Below are 13616 nucleotides of genomic sequence, written 5' to 3' on the forward strand. Positions count from 1 at the left end.
CCTGACCGGCACGAACCGCCCGCCGACCGGAACTCCCGGCGGCGGGCGGTCGGCTCGGCGGCCCGGCTCTCTCCGGGGCCTGCCGGGCTTACCGGGCTTACCGGGCTTACCGGGCCAGGTAACCGCCGTCCACCGGCAGCACCGCCCCGGTGATGAAGCTCGCCTCGTCGGAGGCCAGGAACAGGATGGCCGCCGCCACCTCCTCCGGCTCGCCGATCCGGCCCATCGGGTGGAGCTTCTCCATCGTCTCCAGGTACTCGGGGCCGCCCTCCTCACGGACCAACTGCCGGACCCGCTCGGTCCTGATCGTCCCGGGCGCCACCGCGTTGATCCGGATGCCCTTCGCCGCCCACTCGACCGCCAGGTGCTTGGTCAGCCCGGTGGCGACGAACTTGGCCGGACCGTACGCCGCCTGCGCCGGCTGTCCGGCGACCCCGGAGATGGAGGAGAGGCAGACGATCGAGCCGCCGCCGTCGGCCCGCAGCATCTCCTCGATCGCGTACTTGCAGGTCAGGAACATGCCCCGGCCGTCGATGGACATCACCCGGTCCCAGTCCTCCGGGGTGGTCTCCAGGACGGTCCGCAACGGGATGATCCCGGCGTTGGCGACCAGGGTGTCGATGCGCCCGAACCCCTCGACGGCGGCCGTGATCATCTCGCGGGCGTCCTCGGGCACCGACACGTCCCCGACCACCGTCCGGACCTCGGCGCCCTTCCCGGCCAGCTCCTCGCGCAGGGCCTCCAGGCCGTCCCCGTCCACGTCGGTGAGCACCAGCTCGGCGCCCTCGGCGGCGAACAACCGGGCCGTCGCCCGCCCGATCCCGGACGCCGCCCCGGTCACCACCGCCGCCTTGCCCCGCATCCGTCCGCCTGCCATCCGCCACGCTCCCGTCAGCCCATCGGTCGAGTGCGTACCACCTTCTCACCCGGGCCGCTCCAACTGCGTTAGAAACAGCGGGAGTCGGCTGGACGTGGCCCAGGGCCCGCCACGAACGTGCTCGCCTTGCGGGAGCTGCCGAAGGAACGGAACGCGGTCGAGCGATGCGTCAGCGCTCAAAGCAGTGGCGTGGCCTGGCCATGCGCACCGGCAAGCTCGCCGTCGCCTGCCAAGCCGCGCTTCATCCTGCGGCCGTCCTCATCCGGATTCGCGGCTGACCGACGGCGCGGCTCTCACGCCGCGGGCGTCACCGCGGCCAGGGCGGAGATCTCGGCGGCGACGGCATCCGGGTCGGGGGCGACGGTGACACGGGCGACGCCGTCCAGGCCCGGGTGGGCACCGACGCGGACCCCGTGCCGGGCGTTGCGCAGCAGGTCGAGGTCGTTGATGTCGTTACCGAAGGCGTTGTACTGGTCGATCCCCAGCGAGACCAGGGCCTCCCACTTGTTCGTGGTGCCCGGGGCGAAGTCGATGATCCCCTCGTCAAGGTGGTGGTTGACGGTCATCCCGAGCACGCGGCCGGCCTCGGCGAGGGCCGCCATGTCGGTCGCTTCGACCACGAGGAACTTCACGACGGCGGGGAGATCGGCGAGTTCGACCCGGCGGGCTCGGCGGTCCTGGTCGACACGGCTGCGGATCGGGTGGTCGGTCGGCCCGGTGTAGGCGTAGTCCCAGGGGCCGTCGGCGAGGTAGCCCGCCCGGAACCGCTCGGCCGCTGCCAACAGCTGGTCGAGTTCGCCGGCATCGAACGCGGCACGCGCCCGGACCTGGCCGCCGACCGAGACGAGGCTGCCGTTCCCGCCGATCAGCGTGGCGGTGGGGAAGGCCCCGTCAAGGACGGGCAGCAGGTCGCGGACCGGCCGGGCGGAGGCGAAGACCAGTCGGTGGCCGGCACGTTCGCAGTCCTCGATGGCGGCGATGATCCTGCTGTCGATCGTCCGCCCGTCGAAGCACAGCGTGCCGTCGATGTCGAAGACCGTGGTGCGGGCGCTGGCAATGATCACCGTGAGATGGTACCGAGCCGACGCTGTCCTGCCGCCCACCGAGGGCGCGGCTCCCCACAGTTACCCACAGGCAGGCGACGCACAGCTAACCCGCCTTCCCCTCCGGTCGCCGGGCGGTCGGCCGCTCGCGTCCCCAGGCGGCCAGCGGCTGGAGTGCGTCGTTGAGGCGCGTGCCGTCCTCGGTCAGCGAGTACTCGACGCGGGGCGGCACCTCGTCGTAGGAGACGCGGTGCACGATGCCGTCCGCCTCCATCTCGCGCAGGTGGGAGGCCAGCACCTTCTCGGTGATCCCCGGAAGCAGCCGACGCAGCTCGCCGAAGCGGCGGCAGGGGTGCTCATGGAGCGCCCAGAGGATCAGCACCTTCCACTTGCCACCGATCACCTCCATCGCGGCGTCGATCCCGCAGACGTGGCCGTCCGGTGTGCCCGGCCGGTTCAGCGTCGTCATGCCCCACCCCTCTGACGTGCTCGCTCACCCCGGGGTAACCACCCACTCCGAAGTGCGTACTTGATCACCTCCGGGCCTGTGACCAGCCTAATCGTCATGGCACACAACACTGTTGAGAAGACCTCCGTCACGCTACTGGGGCTCGGCGCGATGGGCGCCGCGCTGGCCCGTACCTGGCTCGCCGCCGGCCACCCGCTCACCGTCTGGAACCGCACCCCGGCCCGTGCCGAGGCACTCGCCGCCGAGGGTGCGAGGGTCGCGGGCAGCGCCGCCGAGGCGGTCACCGCGAACACCCTCGTCGTCGTCTGCCTGCTGGACGACGCCTCGGTCGACGAGGTACTGGCCGGCGCCGACCTGACCGGTAGGGACCTGGTCAACCTGACCACCAGCACCCCTGCCCAGGCCCGTGCCCGCGCCGAGTGGGCCCGCGAGCGCGGCGCCCGCTACCTGGACGGCGGGATCATGGCCGTCCCGCCGATGATCGGTGTCCCGGAGGCCGGCGGCTACGTCTTCTACAGCGGCTCGCGGGAGCTGTTCGAGCAGCACCGGGAGACCCTGGGCGTCCCGGCCGGCACCACCTACGTCGGCGAGGACGCGGGCTTCGCGGCCCTGCACGACGTGGCCCTGCTCAGCGCCATGTACGGAATGTTCGCCGGGGCCGCGCACGCCTTCGCCCTGATCCGCAAGGAGGACATCGACCCCGCGTCGCTCGCCCCGCTGCTCGCCGACTGGCTCGTCGCGATGGCCCCGGCAGTCCACCAGACGGCCGACCAGCTGCGGAGCGGCGACTACACCAAGGGAGTCGTCTCCAACCTCGCCATGCAGGTGGCCGGCACCCCGACCTTCCTGACCACCGCCGAACAGCAGGGAGTCAGTCCCGAACTGCTCCGCCCCTACTTCGACCTGATGCTCCGTCGCCTGGCGGAGGGCAGCGGCGAGGAGGATCTGACCGGCGTGATCGACCTGCTGGTGCGCTGACCGGCCGCCGGCCACCCCGGCGGCGACCGTGCTGGTCACAGTCCTCAACAGTGGTCTGTGGCCAGCACTTTGCCGTGGCACTGGCAGGCGAACGATGCAGTCGAAGGCGTCGGGGAGGGGTCGAAGGTGGAGCGGGGGTGGACGGGGGCTCTCGTGTTGGCTGCGGCGCCGAGACAAGCAAAGCGGTATCCAAGTCTCCGCCGACGGGCGAGGAGTGGTCAGCCACGCCGGATCCCGCCTGCTGGCCGATCTCGCGGACGCCACCGGCCTCACGCACGCCTTCGGCGACGCTCTGCGCCGACTTCGCCCGCGCGGCACCAGCCACGATCCAGGCCGGATCGCGGCCGATCTGGCGGTGATGCTCGCCGACGGCGGCGAGGCGATCACCGACCTGGCCCTGTTACGCGACAAGCCCGAGGTGTTCGGCCCCGTCGCCTCCACCCCCACCACCTGGCGACTGCTGGCCGACATCGATACGGCCGCGCTGGGCGCCCTGCGAGCGGCCCGCGCACTGCCCGAGAGATTGCATGGCTGCAGGCCGGCGAAACTCGAGACGGCATACCCACCGCGCACGCCGGCGGACGTCAACTACCCGGCCTGGTCCTGGACATCGACGCCACCCTGGTCACCTGCCACTCCGAGAAGGAGAACGCGGCGCCGACCTACAAGCACGGCTTCGGCTACCACCCGCTGCTGTGTTTCCTCGACAACACGGGCGAGGCCCTGGCCGGTGTGCTGCGGCCGGGCAACGCCGGGGCCAACACCGCCGCCGACCACATCGCCGTGCTCGACTCGGCGCTCGCCCAGATACCCGACGCCCACCGCTACGGCACCGAGATCCTCATCCGCGCCGATGTCGCCGGATCCGCCAAGGCCTTCCTGACCCGCATCCGGGCCCTGCGCTCACGCGGAATCCACGCCCGCTTCTCCGTCGGATGGACTATCACCGAACCGGTCCGCCAAGCGATCCGCCGCCTGCCCGACCAGCTCTGGCACCCAGCCCTCGAACAAGACGGCTCCCTGCGCGAAGGAGCCCAAGTCGCCGAACTGACCGGCATGATCAACCTGCCCGGGCTGCCCGAGGACACCCGGATCATCGTGCGCCGCGAACGCCCCCACCCCGGCGCTCAACTCTCCCTGTTCGACCCGGACGAGGGCATGCGCCACCAGGTCTTCCTCACCGACACCCCCTACGGCCAGGGCTCCTTGCAACTGCTGGAGGTCCGCCACCGCGCACACGCCCGCGTCGAGGACCGCATCCGCTGCGGCAAGACCACCGGATTCGGCCGCTTCCTCTCCCGCCACTTCCAGATCAACGCCGCCTGGCTCGAACTCTCCCTGGCCGCCATCGACCTCCTCTCCTGGACCCAAGCCCTCCTGCTCGACGGCGAATTGGCCACCGCGGAGCCGAAGAAGCTCCGCTACCGGCTGCTGCACGCCGCCGCCCGCATCACCCCCGGCGCCCGCCGTCTGCACCTGCGAATCGCCGCCACCTGGCCTTGGAGTCACAACCTCGCGACCGCCTTCACACGACTCCAAGCCCTACCTCGCCCGGTCACCTGAACCGACGAAACCGTCCCCGCCCGCCCACGACCCGAGGACCCATGGAGAGCCCGGCTCACGCGCCGGGCCATCGGCATGCCCCAAGCCCACAGCTGGCCTACGCCCCACCACCGACACCATCAGCCGAACCCAACTGAAAGGCGGAGGCTAGTGCTGTGACCGGGAACGTTCACCGGGGGTGCTGGCTACGGATCGACGGACGGCGAGTCCATGCGGGAGTAGCCGCGCCAAGCGGCCCATATACCTCGACGCCAGAGGGCGATACAGCTAACCTCACTGGATGTCAAAGGAGATGATGTTGCGTCAGTTAACATGGTTTATTACGGGCACGTCGTCCGGATTCGGGCGTCGCCTCACCGAGACGCTGCTGGAGCGCGGTGACCGGGTGGCGGCGACTCTGCGCAGGCCGGAAGCGCTGGCCGAGCTGGCCGACCGCTACCGGGACCGGCTCTGGGTGCGCGCTCTCGACGTGACGGACCCGGCGGCGGTGCGCGCCGTGGTCGATGAGGCATTTGCCGACCTGGGGAACATCGACGTGGTCGTCAACAACGCCGGGTATGCACTGTTCGGTGCCGCCGAGGAGGTCACGGACGAGCAGATCACCCGTCAGATCGCCACCAATCTGATCGGGTCGATCCGCGTCACCCGCGCGGTCATCCCGCATCTGCGGGCCCAGGGTGCCGGTCGGATCCTCCAGTTGTCCAGCATGGGCGGCCAGATCGCGTTTCCCAACCTGAGCCTCTATCACGCGAGCAAGTGGGGCATCGAGGGCTTCTTCGAGTCCGTGATTCCCGAGATCGCGCCGTTCGGAATTGGCGTCACGCTCGTCGAACCGGGCAGCGCTCGGACCGAGTTCGCCGGCTCCAGCGCCGCTCAGGCCGCGCCGATGGCGGTCTACGACGAGACGCCGGTGGGGGAGATGCGCCGCGCGGCGGCGGCAGGTGAGTTTCCCGTTCCCGGCGATCCCGCCAAGATCGTTGCAGCGATCATCGACTCTGTCGATGTCGAGCCCGCTCCGCGCCGCCTGCTCCTGGGCAGTGACGCCTACCACCTCGTGCAGGAAGCTCTCACCGCACGGTTGGCGGAGGTGGAGGCAGCCAAAGACCTGGCCCTTTCCACTGACGCGGACGATCCCGCCAACGGTCGCTAATGCTGTGACCATGAAGGTTCGCCGGGTTGGTCGGGCTGCGGTGAGGACCGCTCCAGCGGGCGCGCTTCTCGCCGCAGAGACGGCGTGTTTCGGCGCCAACGTGACTCCGTGACGCAGCGAACGAGCACGGTGGTGCTGATGTGTGGTCTTCCGGGGGCGGGCAAGACCACCTATGCGATGGAACTGGTGCGACGCGGTTACGCTCGACTCTCGATCGACGAGGCGGTCTGGCAACGGCTTGGGCAGCGCGACGCCGGCCTGGTGCTGGAGGCGGAGGCGTTCGACCAGCTCAAGGAGGAGGTCCGCCGCCAGCAGCGGCAGGAACTGGTCGAGCTGATGTTGGCCGGTCGCGACGTGGTGGTGGACTACAGCTTCTGGAGTCGCGCCGCCCGCGATGATTACAAGGCACTGGTTGAGAGCCACGGGGGCCGCTGGGAACTGGTCCATCTCAAGGCCGACCGGACGACGCTGGAGCGTCGCCTCGCGGTCCGGAATGGTGAGGAGGGCGCCAACTCCGTCACCGTGGATGAGAAGCTGTTCAACCGCTACGTGGCCAACTTCGAAGAGCCGAATGGAGAGGGCGAGCAGGTCCTCATGCAATCTTGGAGTTGAGGACCTGAAGCTGTGCGGCGGGGAGGGGACGCCCGCCCCAGCGGATGCCCTTCTCGCTGCGGATGCGGGCGCGCTCGCGGCGTTGGGCGGCGAGGACGTTGGGGTGACGGGCGTTGGCATTGCGCCAGCGAAGATAGGCGTGCAGCGCGCGAGTCTGGACGGTGTGGTCGGGGTGGTTCGAGTTCGCGAGGGTGAACTGCCGCAAGAGTCCGAAGTGCGCCTCGATCGGGTTGGCCCAGGAGGCGTTGGTCGGGGTGAAGCACAGGTGGACGTTGTTGTTCTTCGCCCAGCGCAGGATCTTCTTGCCGTTGTGGGCGGAGAGGTTGTCCAGGATCACGTAGACCGGGGCGCCGTCCGGGCGGGCGGCTCGGATCGAGCGGAGCGCGGCCAGGGTGTTCGCGGTGCCCTTGCGGCGGCGGTTGACGCCCCAAAGGGTGTCGTCGCCGATGGAGTAGCAGCCGTGGAAGTAGGTCACGCCGTGGGTTCGGTGGTAGGTCGCCGGTAGTCGGTCGGGTCGGCCCTGCTCGGCCCAGCAGGTGCCGGCGGTGGGGCGGATTCCGAGCGGGCCGAACTCGTCGAACGCGAACGTTCGGTCGGGGAAGCGTTCCAAGACGTGCTCGAGCCGGTCGAGCTTGGCGTCGTAGTCGGGGTCGCTGGACTCCTTCCAGGTATTGGTGCGTTGGAAGGTGATGCCTCGTCGGGTGAGCAGGCAGCGCAGGGCCTCGCGGCCGATCCGGATCACCCGGCCGTGCACGCGCCGCAGGTAGGCGAGCAGTTTGCGGATGGACCAGCGGGTGAAGGGCTGGCCGAGCTTGGTCGGTCGGGTGGTGGCCCTCCTGGTCGGTCAATCGACGCACCTTGACCGGCTCCGCCACCTTTGCCTCCCCCACCAGATCGGATGTCCGCCCGCATCCAACCGGTTCAGGCGCTCCTGCCGCCAACCCGGCGAACCTTCTCGGTCACCGCACTAGCCTGAGCCCCACCGAACACGGAAGGGCTGGACACATGGACGAGGACGAAGCCCGGCGGGTAGCCAGCACACTCCGGCGCCTAGGAATCCGGGGAATCGTCTCCCCCGAAGACCTGGACAGCCCGAGCGGGCAGTGGCGGGTGTACGACAGCACCGACCCCGTCGCCCGGCGGGACATCACCGACGAGGTGCTGGCGATCATCGCGGGTATGTCCCGTAAGACCGGTCCAACGCGAGGATTCGTCGTCCCCATCCCCCGCTGAGCACCAACCGGCCGGGAGCGGCGGCGAGGAGGATCTGACCGGAGTGATCGACCTGCTGGTGCGCTGACCGGCCGCCGGCCGCGCAGGCGGCGACCGTGCTGGTCACAGTCCTCAACAGTGGGCTGTGACCAGCACTTTGCCGTGGCGCCGGTACACGCGGCGGGTGGTGCCGCCGTCAGACGTCGCCGCCGAAATCGCCTCGGGCGGTGGCGGCGGTGAAGGCCAACCAGGCCTCTGTTGAGAAGCGGAGGTGCGGGCCCTCAGGGTCCTTCGAGTCACGGACGGGGACGACGCCGTGGGTGGCGGCGAACTCAGGGGCGTACTCAAGGCAGTTGCCGTTGTCGCCACCGCTGTAACTGCTCTTGCACCAGTACGCTGGCAGCGGCCGGTGGTCAGTCTTGCTCACTTGCGTAGTCCTCTGCTGCCGCTTCAATCAGAGCCAGAGACGCCTCAAGGGACAGTGCGGCGCTCCGTACGAGATCGTAGGCCCACCTGCAATTCTCCACATAGGCTGGATCGTCGATGAGTTGACCTCGATACGGACCCTCGCCGTAGGCCACGGGAGGGGCGTCAGCAAAGGTCATCAGGGTGAGAGATCCCTGCATCAGAGGGTGCCCACCTGCCGAGAAGGGCAGCACCTGAAGAACAATCCTGTTGCCACGCATCAGTTGGGCAAGATGGGCCATCTGACCATGCATCACTGCCGCACCGCCAGTGACCCGGCGGAGAGTCGACTCATCAAGGACGACCCAATATCGAGGTCTCGTTGAAGCATGAAGGATGTGCGCTCGCTCTATACGCATGCTCACGAGCTCGTCAGTCTCTACTTCCAGTCGCAATGGATCAAACGACCGGAATACCGCACGCGCGTACTCTGGGGTCTGCAGGAGACCCGGCACCAGAACCGGGTCGTATTCATAGATGGTCCGCGCCATCTCCTGCAGCTCTCGGACGGCCGTGAAGTAGTCGGCGAACCGACTCCGCGTGACCATCGGATACAGCCGAGCGAAGTGCCCGTCCGTACCCAGCGCGACGTCCAAACGCTCGGACAGGTCCTTCTGCGGTTGCCTGGTCGCCGACTCCATCTGCCCGATGTAGGCGCCCGAGCAGAACACCAGTGCCCCCAGCGCCTCCTGGGACAGGCCCTTGGCCAGCCGGATCCGACGAAGTTCCGCTCCGTAGAAGGCTTGCGGGGACTCGGAAGGGTCAAGTTCCTTCGGGTTCACCACAGTTCAGCACCTTCCCTTCTGACATTCCCGTTGTTGGGAGCCTCCCTCTTCACAGACTAGCTCCGGAGAGCGACGATTGGAGTACGGAACGTAATAATCGGGGCTCATGAGCCCCCTGAGGAGAGCGCCATGACCGCAAGTACCGGCCCCAGACCGACCGCCCCTTCGAGGCACGGACGTTCGTTGCTGCAGCGCTTCGCCGCCGAGAGCCGATCCACAGCCCTGGCTGCGGAAGCCGAACTGGCCGACGCCCTGCGGCAGGCGGGCATCGTGCTGCCGTCGCTGGCGACGGAACGTCACCCCGGGTACTTCACCGGCACCTTCCTGGTGGACCTCGGTCGAGCCCGGCCGGACGTGGTCGCGAGGCTTGCGGAAGCCGTCCGACGCGGTACGGGTACCGCAGCTGCGGAGTCGGCCCTGTGAACGACGAGTTGGAGCCCGAGGACACCGGCCCGCCGCCGGAGCAGGAGCCCCGCCCGCTCCTGACACCCGAAGAACTCACCGACCGGCCGCTCAGTCCGGAGGAGTACGCCAAACGGGTCGAACTCCTCCGAAAGCTCAGGCACATCAACAAGCTCACATGACAAGAGGATTGGCTCAGTTGACTGTCACCGTGACGGGCAGCACTCCGACTCTGACACCCGAACACAACCATCCCGTACGCGAGTTGGGTGTCACACCTGGCCCTCCCCCGTCGGAGCGCTGCCGGGCGACCGCCGAGGCGATGGGCGACGCACTCGGCCGGCGGGCCTGGATCGCCAGGCGCCCGACCGGGTGGCGGATCTACGTCCAGTACCGGGGCGAACCGCTGGACGACGAGACCGTGGACGCCGTGCAGCGCGCCTGCGGCACGGCGAAGCCGTGGGGCACCCGCTGCTCCACCAACCAGGGCACGATCAAACTCACCCTCTGGATCGAACTCCACACCGCCGACGAGGACGGCTGACGGCCGCCGCCCGGCCGGGACCGCGTCACCGCAGGCTGCGCAGGTACTCCCGGTTGAGTGCGGCGATGCCGGAGAGCGGGATGCCCTTGGGGCAGGCGGTGGCGCACTCGCCGGTGTTGGTGCAGCCGCCGAAGCCCTCGGCGTCCATCGCCGCGACCATGCCCTGGACCCGGCTGCCGCGCTCGGGGGCGCCCTGCGGCAGGAGGTTGAGGTGGACCACCTTGGCGGCCGTGAAGAGCATCGCGGAGCCGTTGGGGCAGGCGGCCACGCAGGCGCCGCAGCCGATGCACTCGGCGTGCTCGAAGGCGAGGTCCGCGGTCTCCTTGGGGACGGGGGTGGCGTGGGCCTCGGGGGCGCTGCCGGTGGGGGCGGTGATGTAGCCGCCCGAGCCGATGATGCGGTCGAAGGCGGAGCGGTCCACCACCAGGTCGCGGACGACCGGGAAGGCGGCGGCGCGCCAGGGTTCGACGTCGATGGTGTCGCCGTCGTTGAAGTGGCGCATGTGCAGCTGGCAGGTGGTGGTGCGTTCCGGCCCGTGCGCCTGGCCGTTGATGACCATGCCGCAGGCACCGCAGATGCCCTCCCGGCAGTCGTGGTCGAAGGCGACGGGCTCCTCGCCGCGCAGGATCAGCTCCTCGTTGAGGGTGTCCAGCATCTCCAGGAAGGACATGTCCGGGCTGATGCCGTCGACCTGGTAGGTGGTGAGCGCGCCGGGTGCGTCGGGGCCGGTCTGCCGCCAGATCCGCAGGGTGAGGTTCATGTGTAGCTCCGCTGGGTGGGGTGGACGTGTTCGAAGGTGAGTTCCTCGCGGTGGAGCACGGGAGCGGCTCCCGGACTGCGGTCTCCCGGGCCTCGGTCTCCCGGACTGCCCCCGGCCCCCTGGTACTCCCAGGCCGCCACGTACGCGAACTCCTCGTCCCTGCGGGCCGCTTCGCCGTCCGGGGTGGCGCTCTCGGTGCGGAAGTGGCCGCCGCAGGACTCGGTGCGGTGCAGGGCGTCCAGGCACATGAGTTCGGCGAGTTCGAAGTAGTCGACCAGCCGGTTGGCCTTCTCCAGCGCCTGGTTGAGCTGTTCGCCGGTGCCCGGCACCTTGATCCGCCGCCAGAACTCCTCGCGCAGCGCCGGGATCCGTTCCAGCGCCTTGCGCAGTCCGGCCTCGTCGCGGGCCATTCCGCAGTCGTCCCAGAGCAGTTCGCCGAGCTCCCGGTGGAAGGAGTCGGGGGTGCGGTCGCCGTCGATGGCCAGCAGCAGGTTGAGCCGGTCGGTGGCGTCGGCGACGGCCTCCTCGACCGCCGGGTGGTCGGCCGCGACCGGTGGGGCGTCCACCCGTGCGAGGTAGTCGGCGAGGGTGGCCGGGAGCACGAAGTAGCCGTCCGCGAGGCCCTGCATCAGTGCGCTGGCGCCGAGCCGGTTGGCCCCGTGGTCGGAGAAGTTGGCCTCGCCGATCGCGAACAGGCCCGGCACGGTGGTCTGCAGGTCGTAGTCCACCCACAGGCCGCCCATGGTGTAGTGGATCGCGGGGTAGATCCGCATCGGCACCCGGTACGGGTCCTCGGCGGTGATCCGCTCGTACATCTCGAACAGGTTGCCGTACCTGGCCTCGACGGCCGCCCGCCCCAACCGGCCTATGGCGTCGGCGAAGTCGAGGTAGACCCCCTGTCCGCCGGGGCCGACGCCACGGCCCTCGTCGCAGACCACCTTGGCGGCGCGGGAGGCGATGTCGCGCGGGACCAGGTTGCCGAAGGAGGGGTAGATCCGTTCCAGGTAGTAGTCGCGGTCCTGCTCGGGGATGTCCTGCGGCGCACGGGTGTCCCCGGCGGCCTTGGGCACCCAGATCCGGCCGTCGTTGCGCAGCGACTCGCTCATCAGGGTGAGCTTGGACTGGTGGTCGCCGGAGCGCGGGATGCAGGTCGGGTGGATCTGGGTGAAGCAGGGGTTGGCGAAGTAGGCGCCCCGGCGGTGGGCGCGCCAGATCGCCGTCGCATTGGAGTTCTTGGCGTTGGTGGACAGGTAGAAGACGTTGCCGTAGCCGCCGGTCGCCAGCACCACGGCGTCGGCGAGGTGACTGGAGATCCGGCCCGTGACCAGGTCCCGGGCGACGATGCCCCTGGCCCGGCCGTCGATCACGATCAGGTCCAGCATCTCGGTGCGCGGGTGCATGGCCACCCGGCCGGCCGCGATCTGCCGGGAGAGCGCCTGGTAGGCGCCGAGCAGCAGCTGCTGTCCGGTCTGGCCCCGGGCGTAGAAGGTGCGGGAGACCTGGACACCGCCGAAGGAGCGGGTGTCCAGCAGGCCGCCGTACTCGCGGGCGAAGGGCACCCCCTGGGCCACGCACTGGTCGATGATCTCCACCGAGATCTCCGCCAGGCGGTGGACGTTGGACTCGCGCGACCTGAAGTCCCCGCCCTTGACGGTGTCGTAGAACAGCCGGCGGATGCTGTCGCCGTCGTTGCGGTAGTTCTTGGCGGCGTTGATCCCGCCCTGGGCGGCGATCGAGTGCGCCCGGCGCGGGGAGTCCTGGAAGCAGAACTGCTCGACGTGGTAGCCCGCTTCGGCCAGCGTCGCACCGGCCGCGCCGCCCGCGAGCCCGGTGCCGACCACGATCACGCTGCGCCCGCGCCGGTTGGCCGGGTTGACCAGCTTCGCCTCGAACCGGCGGCGGTCCCAGCGGTCCTCGATCGGACCGTCCGGCGCCCTGGTGTCGCGGATCGGCGCGCCCACGGTGTAGTTGAGGTAGGTACTCATCGGACCACTCCGGTCATGACGGCCACGGGGATGGAGACGAAGCCCGCCGTCAGCACCACGGCGAGCAGGTCGGCGGTGAGCTTCAACGCCCGGTCGCGGCGCGGGTTGTTGACGCCGAGGGTCTGCGCGGCGCTCCAGAAGCCGTGCCGGATGTGCAGGCCGAGCGCGAGCATCGCCACGATGTAGATGCCGCCGCCGTACCAGGTGGAGAAGGAGGCCACCAGGTTCTGGTAGGGGTGGTCGGCCTCGGCCCTCGGGTTCACGGTGAGGGTGGTCAGATCCAGCAGGTGCCAGACGACGAAGAGCGCCAGGATCACCCCGCCCCAGCGCATCGTCCTGGTCGCGTAGCTGGTCTGCCGCCGCCGGTGGGCGTAGCCCTGCGGCCGGGCCGCCCGGTCCCGCTTGCTGAGCTGGTACGCGGCCGTGCCGTGCGCCAGTACGGCGGCCAGCAGTACGGCCCGGGCCAGCCAGAGGAACCAGCCGTGCCGCAGGAGGGGCTCACCGACCGTACGCAGCCAGGCCGCGTAGCCGTTGAGCTCGTCGGGGCCGAAGAAGACCTTCAGATTGCCGAGCAGGTGTGCCACCAGGTAGAGCAGCAGGATCACACCGCTGACGGCCATGACCGCCTTCTTGCCCACGGTCGAGTGCCACAGGGTCGCCAGAGTGGACGGACGTCTTGGGCCCGTACCGGTCGCCAATGCCATGCCAAGAACGGTAGGAACGCGGCCCACGGTACGTCCAAGACATGATGCGGCTGATCACGATAGGCAT

Annotated in this window: 15 protein-coding genes and 3 pseudogenes; 9 read left to right on the forward strand and 9 right to left on the reverse strand. The window is 69.6% G+C overall.

Going from position 1 to position 13616, the window contains the following annotated elements; genetic code table 11:
• Positions 1-106: 106 nt before the first annotated feature.
• Positions 107-877 carry an SDR family NAD(P)-dependent oxidoreductase gene (locus tag ACSMTC_RS18425; protein ID WP_436560791.1) on the reverse strand — a complete coding sequence of 257 codons (771 nt, stop codon included), beginning with the start codon at positions 875-877 and terminating at the stop codon, positions 107-109.
• A gap of 132 nt (positions 878-1009) precedes the next feature.
• On the opposite strand from ACSMTC_RS18425, the pseudogene ACSMTC_RS18430 reads away from it, so the two are divergent.
• A pseudogene (locus ACSMTC_RS18430) lies at positions 1010-1155 on the forward strand (IS5/IS1182 family transposase); the annotation flags it as partial.
• 15 nt (positions 1156-1170) lie between these two features.
• Here ACSMTC_RS18430 and ACSMTC_RS18435 read toward each other — a convergent pair.
• A complete protein-coding gene (locus ACSMTC_RS18435) occupies positions 1171-1941 on the reverse strand; it encodes an HAD hydrolase family protein (RefSeq protein WP_436560792.1) in 771 nt (256 codons plus the stop codon).
• An 85-nt stretch (positions 1942-2026) separates the two neighbouring features.
• The gene (locus ACSMTC_RS18440; RefSeq protein ID WP_436560793.1) at positions 2027-2389 is read right to left on the reverse strand and encodes a winged helix-turn-helix transcriptional regulator; all 363 of its coding nucleotides are present in this window, start codon (positions 2387-2389) and stop codon (positions 2027-2029) included.
• 96 nt (positions 2390-2485) lie between these two features.
• Between ACSMTC_RS18440 and ACSMTC_RS18445 the strand changes: the two genes are divergently transcribed.
• The 4 genes and pseudogenes from ACSMTC_RS18445 (at position 2486) to ACSMTC_RS18460 (ending at position 6692) form a co-directional block, all read left to right on the forward strand.
• The gene (locus ACSMTC_RS18445; protein WP_436560794.1) at positions 2486-3367 is read left to right on the forward strand and encodes an NAD(P)-dependent oxidoreductase; all 882 of its coding nucleotides are present in this window, start codon (positions 2486-2488) and stop codon (positions 3365-3367) included.
• A gap of 160 nt (positions 3368-3527) precedes the next feature.
• Positions 3528-4930: pseudogene (locus ACSMTC_RS18450) on the forward strand (IS1380 family transposase).
• Between the two features lie 280 nt (positions 4931-5210).
• Entirely contained in the window at positions 5211-6080 is an 870-nt protein-coding gene (locus ACSMTC_RS18455; RefSeq protein WP_436560795.1) for an SDR family oxidoreductase, read from the forward strand.
• Positions 6081-6164: 84 nt separating this feature from the next.
• Entirely contained in the window at positions 6165-6692 is a 528-nt protein-coding gene (locus ACSMTC_RS18460) for a P-loop nucleotide/nucleoside kinase family protein (RefSeq protein WP_436560796.1), read from the forward strand.
• Here ACSMTC_RS18460 and ACSMTC_RS18465 read toward each other — a convergent pair.
• A pseudogene (locus ACSMTC_RS18465) lies at positions 6673-7524 on the reverse strand (IS630 family transposase); the annotation flags it as partial. The gene ACSMTC_RS18460 and the pseudogene ACSMTC_RS18465 sit on opposite strands and share 20 nt — an antisense overlap.
• A gap of 173 nt (positions 7525-7697) precedes the next feature.
• Between ACSMTC_RS18465 and ACSMTC_RS18470 the strand changes: the two are divergent.
• Positions 7698-7925, forward strand: a complete 228-nt coding sequence (locus ACSMTC_RS18470) for a hypothetical protein (protein WP_436560797.1) — start codon at positions 7698-7700, stop codon at positions 7923-7925.
• Positions 7926-8100: 175 nt separating this feature from the next.
• On the opposite strand, the gene ACSMTC_RS18475 is transcribed toward ACSMTC_RS18470, so the two are convergent.
• Together ACSMTC_RS18475 and ACSMTC_RS18480 are read right to left on the reverse strand one after the other, a co-directional pair.
• The gene (locus tag ACSMTC_RS18475) at positions 8101-8331 is read right to left on the reverse strand and encodes a DUF397 domain-containing protein (RefSeq protein WP_436560798.1); all 231 of its coding nucleotides are present in this window, start codon (positions 8329-8331) and stop codon (positions 8101-8103) included.
• On the reverse strand, positions 8318-9154 hold the full coding sequence (locus ACSMTC_RS18480) for a helix-turn-helix domain-containing protein (RefSeq protein ID WP_436560799.1): 837 nt from the start codon (positions 9152-9154) through the stop codon (positions 8318-8320). Before ACSMTC_RS18480 ends, ACSMTC_RS18475 begins: the two co-directional genes overlap by 14 nt.
• Before the next feature lie 129 nt (positions 9155-9283).
• Here ACSMTC_RS18480 and ACSMTC_RS18485 point away from each other — a divergent pair, with 129 nt between their 5' ends.
• Genes ACSMTC_RS18485 through ACSMTC_RS18495 form a run of 3 tightly spaced genes read left to right on the forward strand, consistent with a single transcriptional unit; the run spans position 9284 to position 10100 of the window.
• On the forward strand, positions 9284-9577 hold the full coding sequence (locus tag ACSMTC_RS18485; protein WP_436560800.1) for a hypothetical protein: 294 nt from the start codon (positions 9284-9286) through the stop codon (positions 9575-9577).
• Positions 9574-9738 carry a hypothetical protein gene (locus tag ACSMTC_RS18490; protein ID WP_436560801.1) on the forward strand — a complete coding sequence of 55 codons (165 nt, stop codon included), beginning with the start codon at positions 9574-9576 and terminating at the stop codon, positions 9736-9738. Before ACSMTC_RS18485 ends, ACSMTC_RS18490 begins: the two co-directional genes overlap by 4 nt.
• A 17-nt stretch (positions 9739-9755) precedes the next feature.
• A complete protein-coding gene (locus ACSMTC_RS18495; protein ID WP_436560802.1) occupies positions 9756-10100 on the forward strand; it encodes a hypothetical protein in 345 nt (114 codons plus the stop codon).
• Between the two features lie 25 nt (positions 10101-10125).
• Here ACSMTC_RS18495 and ACSMTC_RS18500 read toward each other — a convergent pair whose 3' ends face one another.
• Genes ACSMTC_RS18500 through ACSMTC_RS18510 form a run of 3 tightly spaced genes read right to left on the reverse strand, consistent with a single transcriptional unit; the run spans position 10126 to position 13549 of the window.
• Positions 10126-10860 (reverse strand): succinate dehydrogenase/fumarate reductase iron-sulfur subunit, encoded by a 735-nt coding sequence (locus tag ACSMTC_RS18500; protein ID WP_436560803.1) that lies wholly within the window; start codon positions 10858-10860, stop codon positions 10126-10128.
• A complete protein-coding gene (locus ACSMTC_RS18505) occupies positions 10857-12845 on the reverse strand; it encodes a fumarate reductase/succinate dehydrogenase flavoprotein subunit (RefSeq protein ID WP_436560804.1) in 1989 nt (662 codons plus the stop codon). Before ACSMTC_RS18505 ends, ACSMTC_RS18500 begins: the two co-directional genes overlap by 4 nt.
• Complete coding sequence (locus ACSMTC_RS18510) at positions 12842-13549, reverse strand: succinate dehydrogenase cytochrome b subunit (protein WP_436560805.1); 708 nt, start codon at positions 13547-13549, stop codon at positions 12842-12844. Before ACSMTC_RS18510 ends, ACSMTC_RS18505 begins: the two co-directional genes overlap by 4 nt.
• Positions 13550-13616 lie beyond the last annotated feature (67 nt).

Source organism: Kitasatospora sp. HPM-01-4, from assembly GCF_051374625.1.
Classification (GTDB): Bacteria; Actinomycetota; Actinomycetes; order Streptomycetales; family Streptomycetaceae; genus Kitasatospora.